Here is a 17,115-nt window from a genome sequence, read left to right as displayed (position 1 = left end):
CGCGCTCGCTCAAGCACACTTATTTCCGTTGCACTCGCGACGGTATCATTCGATACTTTCTCAAGCTAAACTGTGGTCGAGTACAAGACACCGCCCTCGGCTCCCGCCCTGGGCACGGCCCCTTGGAGAAAGCGCATGGCCACCCTGCTGCACATCGACTCGTCCGTGCTCCCCGGCGAGGCGTCCTCGTCCCGTTCGGTGGCGGCCGCCTTCCGTACGGCCTGGCAGGAGCAGCACCCGCGAGGCACGGTGATCCACCGCGACCTCGCGGCCGACCCCGTCCCGCACATCACCGCCGCCGCCTGGTCCGCCGGCTACACCGACCCGGCCGAGCACAGCCCGGAGCAGGCCGCCGCGTTCGCCGCCCGCCTACGGCTGATCGAGGAACTGGAGCAGGCGGACGCGGTCCTGATCGGCGCCCCCATGCACAACTTCTCGATCCCCTCGACCCTCAAGGCATGGCTGGACAACGTCCTCCTGCTCGGCCGCACGGCGGGCGAGAGCCCCTCGGTCCAGGGCACCCCGGTCACCGTCATCGCCAGCCGCGGCGGCTCCTACGCGCCGGGCACCCCGCGCGAGGGCTTCGAGTTCGTGCGCAACTACCTGGAGGCCGTCATCGGGCGCACCCTCGGGATGGACCTCGACTTCATAGTCCCGGAGCTCACCATGGCGCCCCGCAACCCGGCCATGTCCGAGCTGATCCCGCTCTACGAGGCCTCCCGCAAGCGCGCGTTCGAGGACGCCGCCACCAAGGCCAAGGAGGTCGCGGAGCGCCTCGCGGCGTAACCCCCCCCGGCCGGACACCATGCCGGACGCCGTGCCGACACCATGCCGGACGCCGTGTGACGCCCCACCCCCCGGACGTCACACGGCGTCCTCGTCCCCGGACGTCACACGGCGTCCTCGTCCCCGGACGTCAGACGGCGCCCTCGTCCTCCGCGGGATGGGCGAACCGGGTCAGCAGGTCCACCAGTTGCGCGTCCTCGCCCGGAGCGAGCCCGGCGACCAGACGCCGGGCCTGCGGTTCGGCGGCCACATGGGCCGCGTCGAAGAGCTCCATGCCCTGCGGCGTGATCTCCACCGCCCGCACCCGCCGGTCCCCGGGCACGGCCTTGCGCACGGCCAGCCCCTTGCGCTCCAGGTCGTCCACGACCCGCATGATTCCCGCCTTGTCCGTCCCCGTGGCCGCGGCCAGGTCGCGTTGCACCGTGGGCCCACGGTTGACCAGCACGATCAGCACGGAGAAGTGCCGCAGCTCGATGCCGAGCGGCCGCAGCGCCTCGGTCATCACGGTCTGCGCGCGCCAGTGCGCCCGGCGCAGCAGCAGGCCGAGCGCGAAGGGCGACTGGTCGCCAGGGCGGTCGGTCGCCCGCGAGCTGCTGGTTTCGTGCGGGACGTCGGCGGTCATGGGGCCAGGTTACCGCTGTTCGATCACTCGATACGGTATCAATTGAAACCAAATATGACACTTACGGCATCGGCCGATACTCCGCGCACAGGTCTGTCACCCTCACTCGAACGCGTGCATCATTGCCAGGTTGTTGCCCCAGATGCTGACGAGGTGAGCGGTGCGCGCGCGAAGAAGCGGGAAGTGTACGGCGGCCCTGACCGGGACCCTCGGAGTCCTCGCCCTCGCGGTCGCCGCCTGCGGCCCCACCCGGCACGACGACGCCGAGCCGGCCCGCCAGACCCCCGTCCAGGTGGCCGACGCCCCGGCGCGGCTCCCCGTGCCGCAGGGCAAGGGCAGCAAGACCCCGGACGACTTCAACGGTGACGGCCACCGCGACCTCGTACTCAACGACCTGGTGAAGGCCCAGGCCCACGCGGACGACGCCGGGATCGGCATCGTGTACGGCGGTGAGCGCGGACTCGCCCCGGGCGCACGGCAGTTGCTCAGCCCCGAGCGGCAGGGGGTCCCGACCAAGGGGCAGCTCCCGGCCGTCTTCGACGCGGAGGCGACCTGCGACCTGGACGGCGACGGCTTCACGGACCTCGTGGTCTCGACCGACCCGCCCTACGACGGCCAGGGGCGGCCCCCGGTGCCGTTGCAGATCCTGTTCGGCTCGCCGAAGGGCCTGGCCGGCAAGGCGGTCAAGCTGGCGGTCCCGGACCGCGCCCGCTACGGCAACGACTGGCCCGACCAGCCGGTCTGCGGCGACTTCGACGGGGATGACGCGCAGGACCTGGTCGTCCACGCGTCGGGCGGCCGACTGAGCTTCCTGCACGGCCCGTTCAGCCGCAAGGGCACCCCGCGCACGGCCGGCGCCCCCATCCAGTCGCCCGGCAACGTCCCCACCGGCCCCGCGGCCGACGTCGACGACGACGGATACGACGACCTGGTGGTCCGTACGACGCAGGGCGCGGGCACCTCGGCGGTCGTCCTCGGCGGCCCGACCGGCCCCACCCGCACCGGAGTCGCCCTCCCCGCCGGTATCGACGTGGCCCTCGGCACCTTCGGCAAGGGCGAGCAGGCCCTGGACGCGGCGATCGGCGCCATGGGCGAAACGTCCCTGCGCTACGACCTCCCGACCGCCGCCGTGCGCGGAACCCTCGACTCCCCCGGCTCGATGCTCGACGCGGCCGACTTCGACGGCGACGGCCTGAGCGAACTCCTCTCCAGCGGCTCGCAGTTGCGGATCTTCCCCGGCCGTAAGGCGGGACTCGCGACGGCGGGCATGGTCACCGTCCAGCCGCCCGCGCGCGGCACCAGCCGTGTGGTGTCGACCGGCGACTTCGACGGGGACGAGCGGGCGGACCTCGTCGTGCGCACCTATGTCGGCGAGACGAAGGACACGGTGACGGTGTATCCGGGGGCGGAGAAGGGGCTGGTGGCGGCGGAGCCGTCGGTCACCTTCTCGACGTCGGAGTTCCTGGCCGCGCGCTGACGGGCGGCGTCAGTCGGCGACACGCGCGCCGATGGCCCGGGCACGGCGGCGGGCCTCGGGGCTGAGGCCCTTGCGGCGGGGGGAGGTACGCCAGTCGTAGGCGGTGGGCTGGGTGAGGCAGAACAGACCGCGCGGGACGGGCTTGGCCAGCACACAGGCGAAGCGGGGGTCACCCGCGTACCAGAGTTCCTCGTCGTAGTCCTTGAGCGCCTCAGCGGTCCAGGACCTCAGCAGCCAGGCTTTCGACCTCAGGGAGACCGTCTTGTCCGGATGGTCGGGGTCGGGCAGTACGAACACGGCGCTGCCCTTGTCGGCCCGTACGGCGCCCGGCAGTTGACGCCAGGGGTAGACGGTGAGGACGCGCCGGATCCGCACCCCCTGGGCGAGGCGGCCGAGGGCCCCGCTCGCCACGAAGGTGATCGCGCACAGGACGAGCACCATGGGCACCACGGCGGCCACCGGCAACAGCACCACCGTGACGTACAGCGCGGCCCACCAAAGGGCCACCCAGCCGAGGGACTTGGCCAGGTTCCACGCCGTCCAACGGTGGAGGGCGCTTCGCGTCCCCGGCGTGTCCCAGGCCACCGGGCCGTCGAAGCCCTGTTCCTCCTCCACGCAGGTCCTCCCCGCTTCGCGTTTCGCGCACGCATCGGCACCTGATCGCCGATCGCCGAACGGGCCGGATGATGCCATGGCCCCGTGCGGGAACCGTGCGCAGGTCACGGAATCCATGCGAAGACGACCTGATCCGCACGACTCGGGCCCGCACCCGGGGTGGCGCCGGGAACCTCGCGGCCGGGCGCCGCGTTGGTCTCAGGTCACCTGCCGAAAGGCCACCCGCCGATCCGAGGAGCGCTTTGCCCGATACGTCGCCACAGCACACCGACCTGCCCCCGCTCCCGTCGCTCACCTCCCAGGCGGAGCACCTGATCGCGCTCGGCGTGCACGACCTCGCCGGGACACCGGCCGACGAAGTGCGCGCCTACGCCGAGGACGCCGAGCGAGGCGATGCCCCCGGCCTGCTCGCCGTGCACCCCGACCGCGTCCCCGCCTCCGCCCTCGCGCCGCTGCTCCGCCGTGCCGACAAGCCCGGCTTCGTCGTCGTCGACATGGCCGACGTCGACGACTTCGCGCCCCACGCCGTGGAACTGCCCGACGCGCCCTTCTACGTCGTCACCGGCGTCGACCGCGGCGACCACATGGCCAACTGGAGCCCGGAAGAGGCGCTGCCCGCGCTCACCGAGGACGAGCGCAGCCCGCTGGTGCTCACCGAGGGCCTCCAGTGGGTGCTCCAGCAGCCGGCCGCCCTGGAACGCAACCGCTGCTTCATGACGATCGGCTCCCGGCTGCGCAAGGCGAACGGCACCCTGGACGCCCGCACCCCGGCGATCTGGATCAGCAACGGCACGGGGCGCGACGGCCGCGAGCGGCGCGACGCACCGAAGATCGGCTGGTGCTGGTGGGGCAACCGGCACACCTGGCTGGGCTTCGCCTCGACCACCGGTCGCAGGCCGTAGGCCCGTAGACCCGTAGACCCGTAGACCCGTAGACCCGTAGGCCCGTAGACCCGTAGACCCGTAGGACGAGCGAGGGCGCCGGGGGCTCGTCCCCGGCGCCCCGAAGAATTACCGAACTCACGTACAACCCTTCCGCCCCATCGCGAGTCTCCTGATCGCCGACCGCAAGGTGAACCCGAGGACAACTGCCGGCGAACACCCACGGTCGCACCCCATTGACTGCGGATGCCCGCCAGGCATCCCCGCATGCCGCAGGAGAACCCGCATGCACACGCACCACCTGCGACTCGCCCTCGCCACGGCCACCGCGGCCGCGCTGACGGGCGGTCTGCTCACCTTCGCCGCCTCGACGGCGAGCGCCGCCGACTCGGCCACCGTCCCGCACGCCGACTTCAACGGCGACGGCCGGGGCGACGTGGCCTTCTCCGCCGACGGCGCCTACGTCAGCGGCAAGAAGGAAGCCGGCCAGCTCGTCGTCCTGTACGGCACCGCCACCGGCGTCTCCTCCGCCAAGCGCCACACGCTCAGCCAGAACTCCACCGGCGTCCCCGGCACCGCCGAGGCCGGGGACCGCTTCGGCTACGACACCGCCTTCGCCGACTTCAACGGCGACGGCTACGACGACATCGCCGTGGGCGCCTCCGGCGAGGACGTCGGCAGCGACGCCGACGGCGGCGGCCTGGCCATCCTGTGGGGCTCGGCCGCCGGCATCACCGGCAAGGGCGTCACCGTCGCCGACCCGGCCCCGACCGCGCACGACCGCTGGGGCAAGAACCTCGCCGCCGGCGACTTCGACGGCGACGGCAAGGCCGACCTGGCCGTCGGCAGCAACAACGCCACCCTGTACGTCCTCAAGGGCGGCTTCTCCGCCTCCGGCGTCCCGGGCGGCCGTTACACCGTCAAGCCCCCGATCGTGGGCACGGAGCTGAGCGGCCCGCTGAACCTGACCGCCGGCGACGTCAACGGCGACGGCCGCACCGACCTGGTCGTCGACGGCTTCGAGAACCAGACCCAGTACGGCTGGAACAAGAACTACTTCATCCCCGGCTCCGCGAGCGGCCTGGCCACGTCCGGTGTCCAGCCCCTCAAGCCCGGCGTGATCACCGCGATCGGCGACATCGACCACGACGGCTACGGCGACATCGTCAGCGGCGCCTCGTGGAACGCCACCACCGAGGACGGCACCTCCGTCCCGGACGCCGCCAAGGGCGGCAAGGTCTGGGTGACGTACGGCACCGCGTCCGGCCCCGGCTCGGCCACCGGCATCACCCAGGACACCGGCAACGTCCCCGGCGCCTCCGAGACCAACGACTGGTTCGGCTACGAGCTCGACCTCGGCGACATCAACGGCGACCAGTACCTCGACCTCGCCGTCGGCGTGGCCGGCGAGAACATCGGCAGCGCCGTGAACACCGGTGCCGTCACGATCCTGTACGGCACCGCGAGCGGCCTGAACACCACCTCGGGCGCACAGTCCTTCGCGCAGTCCAGCGCGGGCGTCCCCGGCAACGACGAGAACGACGACATGTTCGGCATCGACCTCAAGCTGGACGACGTCACCGGCGACGGCAAGGCCGACCTGATCGCCGGCTCCGCCGAGAACGACGGCAACGGCGGGGTCACCTACCTGCCCTCCGACGGCTCGAAGATCAGCACCACCGGCTCCCGTTCCATCGCCCCGAGCACCTCGGGCGTCTCGACGACGGGCACGCCGTACTTCGGCGCCAACTTCGCCGACTGAGCCACGTACGCCTCAATCCGCCCTTCGACCGGCCGGGCCCGTCCCTCCACGGGCCCGGCCCCCTCCTCGACCGGAGCACCCAGCTTGCGCAAGCGCCCCCTTCTCCTCGCCGCGGCTCTCACCACCGGCCTGCTCACCGCACTCCCGGCGCCCGGCGCCACGGCCGCTCCCTCCGGCCTCGCCGGTGACTTCAACGGCGACGGCTACCGCGATGTCGCCACCGCCGCCGTGTGCACCGACGTCGGCTCCGCGTCCTGCGCCGGCGCGGTCGTCGTGCTGTACGGCTCGTCGACCGGTGTGTCCGCGAGCCGCAGGGCCGTGATCACGCAGAACTCCACCGGGGTGCCCGGCACCGCCGAGTCGGGCGACCTCTTCGGGTCCTCCCTCGCCGCCGCCGACCTCGACCGCGACGGCTACTCGGACCTGGTCGTCGGCTCCTCCGGCGAGACCGTCGGCAACAGTGACGGCGTCGGCTCCGGCACCGTGCTGTGGGGCTCCAAGTCCGGCCTGTCCGGCGGCAAGGGCCTGCCGCAGCCGTCCGGGCTCGCCGAGTACGGCGGCTTCTCGCGGGGCGCCGCGACCGGTGACTTCGACGGCGACGGCGACATGGACGTCACCCTCACCGGCCAGAACCACACCCGCCTGTACCTGGGCCCGTTCACCCGCTCCGGCGGACCGCTGAGCAACTACCGCGTCGGCGAGGTCGGCACCACCCACGACGTGATCGCGGGCGACCTGACCGGCGATCGCGTGGCCGAGCGCGTCTACCCCTTCAGCGAGGACGGCGACGCCGGCGGCTCCGTCGACTACTACCGCTGGACCGGCGGCGGCTACAAGTTCACCGAGCTGCCGAACGCGGACGGACTCGGCGGCTCCATCGCCGACATCAACGGCGACGGCTACGGCGACCTCGTCCTCGGCGACTCCTCCGACCCCAACAGCGTCAAGCCCGGCGGCCACAAGGGCGGCCAGATCACCGTCTGGTACGGCGGCCCGAACGGCCCCGACCCCGCACAGACGCCGACCGTCGTCCACCAGGACAGCGCGAACGTGCCCGGCTCCGGCGAGACCGACGACGGCTTCGGCATGTTCCTGAGCACCGGCGACATCAACGGCGACAAGTACGCCGACGTCGCCGTGGCCGCCCCCGGCGAGGACCTCGGCCCGGCCACGGAGGCCGGCTCGGTGACCGTGCTGTTCGGCTCCGCGTCCGGACTGCGGACCTCGGGCGCGAAGTCGTACACCCAGGACACCGCCGGCGTCCCCGGCACCGCCGAGACCTGGGACCGCTTCGGCTCCGCGGTCGACCTCACCGACATCACCAAGGACGGCAAGGCCGACCTGATCGTCGGTGTCGACGGCGAGAACGGCACGGGCGGCCTGTGGACCCTGCGCGGCAGCGCCACGGGCCTGACCACGACCGGCGCCCAGGGCCTGACCGCCGCCGCCGTCAAGGCCGGCAACGACTTCGGCTCCGTGATCGCCCAGTGACGCGCCGCCCGCGGCCCCGCATCCACTCCACCCCGGGAGAACCCCCCATGCTCCGGTCCCGCCTGCACGCCCTGGCCCTCGCCACGGCCACCGTCGCCGCCACCCTGACGGCCACCCCGCTGCTCACCGCGGCCCCGGCCGCCGCGGCCCCGGCCGCCGCGGCCCCCGCCAAGTACGCCGACGACTTCAACGGCGACGGCTACCGCGACCTCGCCACCGCCGCGCCGTACACCCCGGTCGGCGGCAGCACCGACGCGGGCGCGGTCGTCGTCAACTACGGCTCCGCGAACGGCATCAGCGCGGCCCGCCGCACGGTCATCACCCAGAACACGGCCGGCATCCCCGGCACCGCCGAGCAGGGCGACGAGTTCGGCCAGTCACTCGCCTCCGGCGATCTGAACCGGGACGGCTACGCGGACCTCGTGATCGGCTCCGAGGGCGAGAACGCCGAGGCCGGCGCCGTGGTGATCGTCTGGGGCGGCAAGAGCGGCCTGTCCGGCGGCCAGGTCGTCCCCGACCCGGCCCCCGCGGACCACGACGAGTACGGCATGTCCCTCGCCGTCGGCGACTTCAGCGGGGACGGCAAGGCCGACCTCGCCGTCGGCAGCACCGGCAGCGACGTCTGGATCCACAAGGGCGGCTTCCTGAAGGCCTCCGGTGCCGCGTCCCGCTTCAAGCTCGCCACCGACCTGTACTCCGGCATCATCTACGGCGCCCAGGGCCTCGCCGCCGGCGACGTGAACGGCGACGGCACCGCCGACCTGGTCATCAGCGGCACCCAGGCGGAGACCTACGACGGCGGCACCTTCGTCTACCTGGGCTCCGCCTCCGGCCTCACCCGCCAGACGTTCCTCAAGAACGGCGCCTACGAGCTGGCGGCGGTCGGCGACCTCAACGGCGACGGCTACGCCGACGTCGTCACCTCGACGTACAGCGACGACGGCGTGACCAGCGTCGGCGGCACCGTCAGGTCCTACCTCGGCGGCGCGAACGGCGTCCGCACCCAGCCGCAGGCCACGATCAACCAGGACACCGCCGGCATCCCGGGCTCGGACGAGGAAGGTGACTGGTTCGGCAACGCGCTCTCCCTCGCGGACATCAACCGCGACGGCTACGCGGACCTGGCGGTCGGCACGATCCACGAGACCATCGGCACCGCCAAGATCGCCGGCAGCGTCACCGTGCTGCGCGGCTCGGCCGCCGGCCTGACCGCGACCGGCGCCCAGTCCTTCACCCAGAACACGGCCGGCGTCCCCGGCACCGCCGAGTCCGCCGACCGCTTCGGCGCCTCCGTACGCCTGTCCGACCTCAACGGCGACGGCCGGGCCGACCTCTCCGTCGGCGCGGACGGCGAGAACCACCCGGCGGGCTCGATCTACAGCCTGCGCGGCTCGGCGTCGGGCGTGACCACCAGCAAGGCGACCAGCTTCGGCCCCGGCTCGCTGGGCCTGCCGTCCGGATACCTGCGGCTGGGCCAGGTCATGCTCGGCTGACCTCCCGTCCCGGGGCGTCCCCCGTACGGCCGAACCCCGACCGACCCTCCGGAGGGAAGCCGCCGCGCCCCCTAGGGGATGTCACAGGTCGGCAGCAAAGCCGGGCCCGAACCACAGGGCCCGGCACGCGGCTCTCCGGGACCAGGTACGTTCGAAGACGTGGCTGGATTCAGGATCGGACGGGGCAGCCGGAACAACGGCACCCCGCAGACGCGACCGCAACAACCTCCGTACGGTCAGCAGGCGCCCCAGGGGCCGTCGTACGGCTATCCCCCGCCGCCGCAGCAGCCGTACGGCGGCTCGGCCGGCGCCGCGGGCGGCTGGCCGCAGCCCAACGGCGGCGGTGGCCACGGGGGTTACGGCCCCGGCGGTCATGGCGGTCACCGGGGTCACGGCGGGCAGGGCGGGCACGGCGAGCCGGAGTACTTCGGCGACGGCGGCTACCCGCAGGGCCCGGCCGGCGCGGCGGACCCGTACGCGGCCAACAACCCGGGCCACACCCAGGCGTTCTCGGTCGGCGAAGACCCGTACACCCAGGGCGAGACGTACCACGCGGGCTCTGCCCCGGCCGGCCCGATCGGCCCCCGCCTGCACTGGAAGGCCCTGCTGCGCGGCATCGTCTTCTCCCCCGCGCAGACCTTCCTCCAGATGCGGGACTACTCGATGTGGGGCACCGCCCTGATCGTGACGTTCCTCTACGGCCTGCTCGCCGTCTTCGGCTTCGACGGCGCCCGCGAGGACGCGATCAACGCGACCCTGTCCAACGCCATCCCGATCGTCCTGACGACGGCGGTGGCGCTGGTGCTCTCGTCCTTCGTCCTGGGCGTGGTCACCCACACCCTCGCCCGTCAGCTCGGCGGCGACGGCGCCTGGCAGCCCACGGTCGGCCTCTCGATGCTGATCATGTCCCTCACGGACGCGCCCCGCCTGATCTTCGCCATGTTCGCCGGCGGCGACGCGACCTTCGTCCAGGCCCTCGGCTGGGCGACCTGGGTGGCAGCGGGCGCCCTGCTCACCCTGATGGTCTCCAAATCCCACGACCTCCCCTGGCCGAAGGCCCTGGGCGCGAGCGCGATCCAGCTGATCGCGCTGCTGTCGATCGTGAAGCTGGGCACGTTCTAGTAGTCACCACGGCAACGCAGAAGGCCCCCGGCAGCACAGGCAGCCGGGGGCCTTTCGTTCCGCCCGGATCCCGGGCGAAGGGGCGCACCTGCACTCCCGCATGCGCCGCTCCGCGCTCCGGGCGCATGCTGGAAGGTGGGCGAGAAACTCCGGCTCGCCTTGAGCGTGAGCACGAGGAGCGCGCGAATGTCGAATCACGCGATGTCGAATCAGCTGAACGCCGCACTGTCGGGACAGGCCCCCACAGCGCTCGCCGAAGACGTCTCTCTCGCCACTCCCCTCGCCGCATCCCGCATCTCCGGTCGCGACGCCGTCTCGGCGGCTCTCGCTACGTACCAGCAGGCACTCGGCGAGCCTGAAGCGACGGTCCGGCTCAAGGGAGACGGGGTGGAGGCGGTCGTGTACAGCGCGAGCCCCGGCGGACGCGAGACAGAGATCGTGGCGCTGGCCCGGAACAACGCCGCGGGCCAGATCGCCACCGTCGACGTCTACGGCCGGCCGTGGCCCTTCATGGCCGCTCTGCGCGAAGTGATCGAGCAGTCGGACCCCGCCCTCGCCGACCCGGACCTCGGATCCGGGCCGTATACCCCGGAAGGGCCGACGCCGGTCTGGGTGGACCATCCGACCGTCCCGCCACTGGCGGAGGACGTCACCCTCTACTCCCCGATCCTGAGTGAAGAGCCGACGGGGAAGGCTGTCGTAGGGCCGGTCCTGAAGGCAGCGGCGCAGAGCTTCACCGACCTCAAGGTTCGTACCGTCCTCGACGTCGAGGGCCGGACGGCATTCGCTGTGGTGATCGACGAATACGTGGACGGTCACGTACAGCAACTCGTCGAGATCTTCACGCTCAACGACGCGGGCGAGGTCGCGGAGATCCGCATCTTCACCCGCCCATGGCTCGTGACGGCCCACTTCCGCAAGAACATGTACGCCCTGCTGAAAGAAACACTCGGCCCCGATTTCTGGGGCGGCCCCGACCCGCAGGGCCCGTTGCCGACCCCATGACCTGAGGCCCCCGCCGGGACGATCCGAGACGGAGGGCCGGCAGGTCAGAGCGCTTCCTTGTTCTCCTTGGCCGCCTCTCCCGACTTGTGTACGGGAGGCAGAACACTCCACGGGAAGTTGATCCACTCGTCGGTGCGCTTCCACACGTACTCGCACTTCACGAGGGAGTGCGACTTCTCGTAGATCACGGCGGACCGCACCTCGGCGACGTGTTCGAGGCAGAAGTCGTGGACGAGCTTCAGGGTCTTGCCGGTGTCGGCGACGTCGTCGGCGATCAGCACCTTCTTGTCGGTGAAGTCGATCGCGTTGGGGACGGGAGCGAGCATGACCGGCATTTCGAGCGTGGTCCCCACACCGGTATAGAACTCGACGTTCACCAGGTGCAGGTTCTTGCAGTCGAGGGCGTAGGCGAGCCCGCCGGCGACGAAGACCCCGCCGCGGGCGATGCTGAGCACGACGTCCGGCTCGTACCCGTCGTCGGCGATGGTCTGCGCGAGCTCACGGACGGCGACGCCGAACCGCTCGTAGGTGAGGTTCTCCCGTACCTGTTCGTCGCTCATGCCGCCGCTCACACCTGAGTCCGATGGAAGTTCTGGAAGGACCGGGAGGCGGTGGGCCCGCGCTGCCCCTGGTACCGGGATCCGTACCGCTCGCTCCCGTACGGGAACTCGGCGGGCGAGGTCAGCCGGAACATGCACAGCTGGCCGATCTTCATGCCGGGCCAGAGCTTGATCGGGAGCGTGGCGAGGTTGGACAGCTCAAGGGTGACGTGCCCGCTGAACCCCGGGTCGATGAACCCGGCGGTGGAGTGCGTGACCAGCCCGAGCCGCCCGAGCGAGCTCTTCCCCTCCAGCCGCGAGGCAAGGTCATCGGGCAGCGAGATGACCTCGTACGTCGAGGCCAGCACGAACTCCCCGGGATGCAGGATGAACGGCTCATCACCCTCGGGCTCCACGAGCCGGGTCAGGTCCGCCTGCTCGATCGAGGGGTCGATGTGCGGGTACCGGTGGTTCTCGAACACCCGGAAGTACCGGTCCAGCCGTACGTCGATGCTGGACGGCTGCACCATCGTCTGGTCGTAGGGATCGATCCGTACCCGCCCGGCGTCGATCTCGGCCCGGATGTCTTTGTCTGAGAGAAGCACGTCCCGAGAATACGCAAGGCGCACGGAACGACGACAATCGCGCCGCCCGCGCGCCAGGCTGCTACCGCTCGCTCCCGCTACTGCTTCTCGAGCTGCACCGGCACCGCACTGCGGAGCCGGGCACAGCGGGGACATCGGACGAGCCGTCCGGGGCCGAGCCGCTCGGCCTGCTGCATCGGGAACGAAGCGGTGCTGAACACGTGCCCGTCGGCACAACGGACGAGGGTGCGATCCATCAAGTCCCTGAGTCCCTTCCCCAAGAGCCGCGTCAGGCTGCTGCCCGCCCGACGACGAGGGCCCACATTACGGGATCAAAAGGACGGCTCTCCAGGCGGCACTCCGACCCACCCGGCCCCTCTCCCACCCCTCCACCGTACGCCCCAACTCCGGCGCCCCGCACCCGAATCCACCCCCGAAAACGCACTCGGGCCCCACGGCGTCAGCGCCGGGGGCCGGTGATGGGGTACAGTGACCGGGCGATCGGACACCGCGCCGGATGATCACAGATAATCACGGAGCGAGCGTCTTACGCGGGTGTAGTTTAATGGTAGAACATCAGCTTCCCAAGCTGAGAGCGCGAGTTCGATTCTCGTCACCCGCTCCATGATGAAACCCCAGGTCAGTGGCCTGGGGTTTGTTTGTTGTCTAGTCCAATTTGAGGGTGGCGCGCCCTCTGCGTGCCCTAAGTCGAGGGCGAGGGGCGTCCAGAGGGGCCTTCGAGTGCCACTTCAGACACCACGGCGCCGAATGATCTCAAATTGTGAGACGCATTTTCGGCGACCTGGGTCACAAGGTGCGCAAAGGTCGACCAAGTCGCGTAAGCAAAGAAGCAGTTGTCAGGTGCGCCAGTGCCGCTGCTCACGCAGTCGTCGCGCTCAGGAGTCCCTCACCGACCAGTAGCTCTCGACTCTGGTGATGAGGGGCGCCCCCGCTCCATCTGCCTCCCACACCAGCCTGACCGCAGAATCGGGCATCTCTGCCCGATGGCAAAGTGGGTGGATGCTTCCTCCGCCTGGGGCGAGCGACATCACGATGTCTGCGCCCGATGCTTTCGACGTACCTGTATTCGTCAGACGCAGTTCCCCCCTGAGCCCCGCGCAACGGCCGTCGCGCCCAGAGGTAGAGATGGCCCGGAAGCGCTGGCCAGCTTCGAGCAGCATCCCTCCGGACGGGGACTACCTCGTCACCACCACGTGGCGTGCCCTCCTCGACGCCACCACCACCGTCGGCCGCGACATCACCCCGTGGGTCGCCTCCGTCCCCCGGCTGGCCCGCCGCGAGATCATGGCCCGGCGGTATCCACTGTCGGCCTACCTGGTTCGCGACAGCGTGCAGACCGACCAAGGACTACGGCCGGGACGGAAGGTGATCCCTAGTGCCGTCTACTCCCATGGCACGGAAAGCTCGACTCGCACTGCGTTCGGCTATCACATCGGCATGACGATGGCTGAGTGGGCCTGCCGCACTCTCATGGGGCTCGGCCCGACGACGCATGCGGAAAGTGCAGCACCGCCTGGAGCTGCTCCAGGTTGGGCCAAGACTCGCAGCCTGCCCGACCTGTTCGGCACGCACCCGACGAATCCGGGAGTCTGGTTGGTCGAGGCGAAGGGAAGTCGTCGGCTGCACATGCCCTCCCGAAAAAAGGGAGCGAAACAGCTGGATGTGGGTGCCCTGCTCCCCGTTCCACACCACAAGGTGCTGTGTGGCACGAGCCTTGAGGGGCGCCTCTTCATGATGATCGACGTCGAGAGGGTGGACAACGGCGGCGAGGACTCCGGGCCGGCTGCTACGACCGCTGCCGACGACCAGGATCAGGACAGCGGCGAGACGCTGCTGGAACTCGCGCGAGCCCGCATGATGACGTACTTCGCCTTGGCATCGCTACCGCCCAACCTGCTGAGGGTCACCCCCGTCGGGAGACCTGAGATCGGACAGGGGCTGCAGCACTCCGACCCCTTGCGCCTGCTGGAGCACGACTCCGCGACGGATGGCCTGCGCCGACGGGTCAGCCGATCCGCCCCTGAGGGCACGATCCGCAACCATGACGGCCTGGACATGCTGATCGGCAGGATTCCAGGAACGGACCTCGTCCTCGGCATGTCTCGTCGGCTGTACGGCGCGTGCCGTGAACTCGCCGGGATGGAACGTCGCATCGCTGACCAGGCACGCGAGATGCGCCCCGAATACACGCCGTACGTAAGCGAGATGTCGTCGGCACGAGATCTCGATGTACAGCTGCCCGCTATTCACCAACTGGCGGACGACAGAGATCGGCAGGTGAGTGATCGGCAATACGCACGGCAGGTGTCCGAGGCTCGAAGCCTGGTGCAGCACCTCAGGGCCGACCAGAGGAGCGAATACCTCGTAGCCGTTCGGCGTGGCTTTTCAGCCGGGGGCGACAGGACGTGGGAGCAGCTCATCGACGTCAGCCCTGAGCCTGCGCTCCCCAGCGAGGATGGATACCTGGAGGCCGCGACCACAGATACGTACCTCGCAGTCGAGCGAACGGCCCTCGATTTGGACGGGGAATAGCAGGTCGCTGGGTCCACAGACTGTTTAGCCCAGCGTCAGCGGACGACGGACAGCCGGGGCCGGTTGTCCGTGTCGCCGTGCCTTTGCCCCTCTCCCTCCTGCGCGGTGACAACGAGCCCGAAGATCAAGTCGTTGAGATCGGCGGGCCGGAGGTGAAGCTCGCGGGCCACGTCCGCAGGCCGCGTTCCCTCGCTACGTAGGGCAGTGAACACCTTGCCCAGCACCTGGGAGGTCTCGCGGGCGACTCCGCTGCGAGTCTCCGACTTTCGGTAGCCGAGACGGTCGAGTTCCACGCAGTGGGTGCGGTATTGCCATTCGGTGGTCAGGCCCAGTTCGTGCAGCCGGTGTGCGAGCGCCATGGCAGCGACCTTCCAACGGTGCTTCGCCTGGAGGATCCAACTCGTGCTCGCCCCGTGCGGCGCGTGGGCGAGGACGTCCGCCTGCGGCATGAGGAATGCGGCTGCGAACCGGTGCGCTTCCGCCTCGGCCTGTGGGCCGTGTGGCATCTGCTCCTCGCCGTGCAGAACGAGGTGTCCGAGTTCGTGGGCGGCGTCGAAGCGCCCTCGCTCCGCGGTCTTCTCGGTGCTCAGCAGGACGAACGGGATCCCCCGGTCCCAGAAGGAGAACGCGTCGACTTCAGGACAGTCCCTGGAGAGGGAGAAGACGCGGACGCCGTGCGCCTCCAACAGGTGCACCACGTTCGGGATCGGTGCGTTCCCGAGTCCCCATCGGGCGCGCACCAGGGAGGCGACTTCCTCCGCTGGGACATCCGTGCCGACCGCCTCCCCTGGGTGGGGAATCTCATTCTCGTCCGAGCCCAGGCGACTGAACGAGGTGAGCGACGGGATGTCGGGCGGGAAGGCGGAAGTGCGCACCCATCCAGTCCTGTAGCGCACGCGCCAACCGTCCGGAGCTGAGGGCGATGTCCCGCTGGGAGGCGGTCATCTTGCTCAGGGCCCGGAAGCTGACCGAGTACCCCTTCCGCCCCCGCGCCGAGGCACGCTTCAAGATCGCCACCTCGATCACCGACTTCTACGACGCCAGGCGGCTACACCGCGTGTGCGGGTTCAAGAGCCCGATCGACTACGAACGTGATTGCCGAGGCCGATGCCACGCGATGAACTGGTCAACTGGCGTCGGCGACGCCAAGCAGTCGCCCGGCGCTGCCATTACCAGCGGTGATGGCACACGCTCGAGGGGCGGCCTCCGTCAGACCGCCCCTCACCACTCCATGACCCACTACATGCCAGCCGCCCAGCGAAACCAGCAGGTTCAGACAAACCCTGCTGGAGTACTAGCCGTCTCTCACTACAGCCCCAGTCCCATCCGCACCGCGCGCTCCACCGGGCTGTACGCGCCGTCGGGGCGGTCGGTTCGGACGAGTTCACGGGGCTCGACCGATGCCTGGGCCATGAACTTCGGGCGGCCCACGCGGTTCGCCTGGGCGGCGTGGACCACGAATGGGTGCACGATGTAGACGTCGCCGGGCTCGCCCGTGGCCAGTACCTCAGGGCGGTGGGCCGTCGCCTCGTCGATGACGTCGTCGCGGAGGAGGCCGCAGCCCTCCTCGCCGTACGGGGCGATCATGGGTGGGACGTCCAGATGTGAGCCGACGCGGATGCGGGTCGGGGCGTCCTGGGGGCCGACCTCGGAGTAGAGCAGCAGGATCAGCAGGGCGCGGCCACGCGACTGGATGCTGACGCGGAACCCGTGCGGGTCGACCTTGCCCAGGTCACCGCCGTCCTCGAGCGCCTCGAACCAGCTCTCGTCGACATGCCAGCCGGCATCGAAGTGCCAGGCCGTATCCATCGGTTCACCGGGGTGGGGAAACCGCACCGGAAAGGTGCCGGGCCAGTCCGGGTCGATCCAGCGACCGACGCCGTAGAGCTGGTCGTACGCCCGGTGCAGGATCGGCGTGTTGCACGACTCCAGGAACGGGGGATCATTGATCGGCGGAATGCGCACCACCGGCTCCGTCCACGTTCTCGGATTCTCCGGATCCTTTCCGGTCTCCCGCCAGAGCCGCTCGCGGCACACTTCCGCTGTCTCTTTCGAGAATGCTCCGGGTATTTTCACGAAGCCGTCTTTGACGAAGCTTTCCACCTCGTCATCGGTGAGGCCCGTCGTAACCACTGTAAACCTCCCACTAATTGACGCCGATATCCTAGTCACAGCCGAAAGGGCG

15 protein-coding genes and 1 tRNA gene are annotated in these 17,115 nt (G+C 70.3%); 10 read left to right on the top strand and 6 right to left on the bottom strand.

The genetic code is table 11. The features are described 5' to 3' along the window. The first annotated feature begins 135 nt into the window (after nucleotides 1-135). Nucleotides 136-786, top strand: coding sequence for an FMN-dependent NADH-azoreductase (locus tag ACIQWG_RS22990; protein WP_404098780.1), 651 nt, complete (start codon nucleotides 136-138; stop codon nucleotides 784-786). A gap of 130 nt (nucleotides 787-916) precedes the next feature. Here the strand turns inward: ACIQWG_RS22990 and ACIQWG_RS22985 are convergent, their stop codons facing one another. After that, nucleotides 917-1,408 (bottom strand): MarR family winged helix-turn-helix transcriptional regulator, encoded by a 492-nt coding sequence (locus tag ACIQWG_RS22985; protein WP_404098779.1) that lies wholly within the window; start codon nucleotides 1,406-1,408, stop codon nucleotides 917-919. A gap of 160 nt (nucleotides 1,409-1,568) precedes the next feature. Between ACIQWG_RS22985 and ACIQWG_RS22980 the strand changes: the two genes are divergently transcribed. Then, nucleotides 1,569-2,885, top strand: a complete 1,317-nt coding sequence (locus tag ACIQWG_RS22980; RefSeq protein WP_404098778.1) for an FG-GAP repeat domain-containing protein — start codon at nucleotides 1,569-1,571, stop codon at nucleotides 2,883-2,885. A gap of 9 nt (nucleotides 2,886-2,894) precedes the next feature. Here ACIQWG_RS22980 and ACIQWG_RS22975 read toward each other — a convergent pair whose 3' ends face one another. Next, nucleotides 2,895-3,500 carry a hypothetical protein gene (locus ACIQWG_RS22975; protein WP_404098776.1) on the bottom strand — a complete coding sequence of 202 codons (606 nt, stop codon included), beginning with the start codon at nucleotides 3,498-3,500 and terminating at the stop codon, nucleotides 2,895-2,897. Nucleotides 3,501-3,742: 242 nt separating this feature from the next. Between ACIQWG_RS22975 and ACIQWG_RS22970 the strand changes: the two genes are divergently transcribed. The 6 genes from ACIQWG_RS22970 (at nucleotide 3,743) to ACIQWG_RS22945 (ending at nucleotide 11,254) form a co-directional block, all read left to right on the top strand. Continuing rightward, nucleotides 3,743-4,402, top strand: a complete 660-nt coding sequence (locus ACIQWG_RS22970) for a DUF5701 family protein (RefSeq protein ID WP_404098773.1) — start codon at nucleotides 3,743-3,745, stop codon at nucleotides 4,400-4,402. Nucleotides 4,403-4,667: 265 nt separating this feature from the next. Further along, a complete protein-coding gene (locus ACIQWG_RS22965) occupies nucleotides 4,668-6,143 on the top strand; it encodes a VCBS repeat-containing protein (protein ID WP_404098771.1) in 1,476 nt (491 codons plus the stop codon). Between the two features lie 84 nt (nucleotides 6,144-6,227). Then, a complete protein-coding gene (locus ACIQWG_RS22960; RefSeq protein ID WP_404098769.1) occupies nucleotides 6,228-7,634 on the top strand; it encodes an FG-GAP repeat protein in 1,407 nt (468 codons plus the stop codon). A gap of 47 nt (nucleotides 7,635-7,681) precedes the next feature. Continuing rightward, entirely contained in the window at nucleotides 7,682-9,127 is a 1,446-nt protein-coding gene (locus ACIQWG_RS22955) for an FG-GAP and VCBS repeat-containing protein (protein WP_404098767.1), read from the top strand. 78 nt (nucleotides 9,128-9,205) lie between these two features. Then, nucleotides 9,206-10,249 carry a Yip1 family protein gene (locus tag ACIQWG_RS22950; protein ID WP_404098764.1) on the top strand — a complete coding sequence of 348 codons (1,044 nt, stop codon included), beginning with the start codon at nucleotides 9,206-9,208 and terminating at the stop codon, nucleotides 10,247-10,249. Nucleotides 10,250-10,450: 201 nt separating this feature from the next. Further along, nucleotides 10,451-11,254: a hypothetical protein gene (locus tag ACIQWG_RS22945; RefSeq protein ID WP_404098761.1), complete on the top strand. Its 804-nt coding sequence runs from the start codon at nucleotides 10,451-10,453 to the stop codon at nucleotides 11,252-11,254. A 44-nt stretch (nucleotides 11,255-11,298) separates the two neighbouring features. Here ACIQWG_RS22945 and ACIQWG_RS22940 read toward each other — a convergent pair whose 3' ends face one another. Beyond that, nucleotides 11,299-11,814: a phosphoribosyltransferase gene (locus tag ACIQWG_RS22940; protein WP_404098758.1), complete on the bottom strand. Its 516-nt coding sequence runs from the start codon at nucleotides 11,812-11,814 to the stop codon at nucleotides 11,299-11,301. Between the two features lie 8 nt (nucleotides 11,815-11,822). Continuing rightward, complete coding sequence (gene dcd / locus ACIQWG_RS22935) at nucleotides 11,823-12,398, bottom strand: dCTP deaminase (protein WP_030951181.1); 576 nt, start codon at nucleotides 12,396-12,398, stop codon at nucleotides 11,823-11,825. A gap of 530 nt (nucleotides 12,399-12,928) precedes the next feature. Here dcd and ACIQWG_RS22930 point away from each other — a divergent pair. Both ACIQWG_RS22930 and ACIQWG_RS22925 read left to right on the top strand, forming a co-directional pair. Further along, a tRNA-Gly gene (locus ACIQWG_RS22930) sits at nucleotides 12,929-13,002 on the top strand. Between the two features lie 521 nt (nucleotides 13,003-13,523). After that, nucleotides 13,524-14,930: a hypothetical protein gene (locus tag ACIQWG_RS22925; RefSeq protein WP_404098755.1), complete on the top strand. Its 1,407-nt coding sequence runs from the start codon at nucleotides 13,524-13,526 to the stop codon at nucleotides 14,928-14,930. A 35-nt stretch (nucleotides 14,931-14,965) separates the two neighbouring features. On the opposite strand, the gene ACIQWG_RS22920 is transcribed toward ACIQWG_RS22925, so the two are convergent. Both ACIQWG_RS22920 and ACIQWG_RS22915 read right to left on the bottom strand, forming a co-directional pair. After that, nucleotides 14,966-15,805 (bottom strand): ImmA/IrrE family metallo-endopeptidase, encoded by an 840-nt coding sequence (locus ACIQWG_RS22920; protein WP_404098754.1) that lies wholly within the window; start codon nucleotides 15,803-15,805, stop codon nucleotides 14,966-14,968. A 433-nt stretch (nucleotides 15,806-16,238) separates the two neighbouring features. Continuing rightward, on the bottom strand, nucleotides 16,239-17,006 hold the full coding sequence (locus ACIQWG_RS22915) for a phytanoyl-CoA dioxygenase family protein (protein ID WP_404098752.1): 768 nt from the start codon (nucleotides 17,004-17,006) through the stop codon (nucleotides 16,239-16,241). Nucleotides 17,007-17,115: the final 109 nt, after the last annotated feature.

It is taken from the genome of Streptomyces sp. NPDC098781, from assembly GCF_044759995.1.
In the GTDB taxonomy this organism is placed as follows: domain Bacteria; phylum Actinomycetota; class Actinomycetes; order Streptomycetales; family Streptomycetaceae; genus Streptomyces.
Note: the sequence above shows the minus strand (reverse complement) of the source record. Positions and strands in the feature narration are given on the sequence as shown.

Bases quoted from the DNA above. Each gene is read 5' to 3' on its own strand.
- ACIQWG_RS22955 (WP_404098767.1), top strand. From the start codon at position 7,682: ATGCTCCGGTCCCGCCTGCACGCCCTGGCCCTCGCCACGGCCACCGTC.
- ACIQWG_RS22940 (WP_404098758.1), bottom strand. From the start codon at position 11,814: ATGAGCGACGAACAGGTACGGGAGAACCTCACCTACGAGCGGTTCGGC.
- ACIQWG_RS22990 (WP_404098780.1), top strand. From the start codon at position 136: ATGGCCACCCTGCTGCACATCGACTCGTCCGTGCTCCCCGGCGAGGCG.
- ACIQWG_RS22965 (WP_404098771.1), top strand. From the start codon at position 4,668: ATGCACACGCACCACCTGCGACTCGCCCTCGCCACGGCCACCGCGGCC.
- ACIQWG_RS22985 (WP_404098779.1), bottom strand. From the start codon at position 1,408: ATGACCGCCGACGTCCCGCACGAAACCAGCAGCTCGCGGGCGACCGAC.
- ACIQWG_RS22945 (WP_404098761.1), top strand. From the start codon at position 10,451: ATGTCGAATCAGCTGAACGCCGCACTGTCGGGACAGGCCCCCACAGCG.
- ACIQWG_RS22950 (WP_404098764.1), top strand. From the start codon at position 9,206: ATGTCACAGGTCGGCAGCAAAGCCGGGCCCGAACCACAGGGCCCGGCA.
- ACIQWG_RS22925 (WP_404098755.1), top strand. From the start codon at position 13,524: ATGGCCCGGAAGCGCTGGCCAGCTTCGAGCAGCATCCCTCCGGACGGG.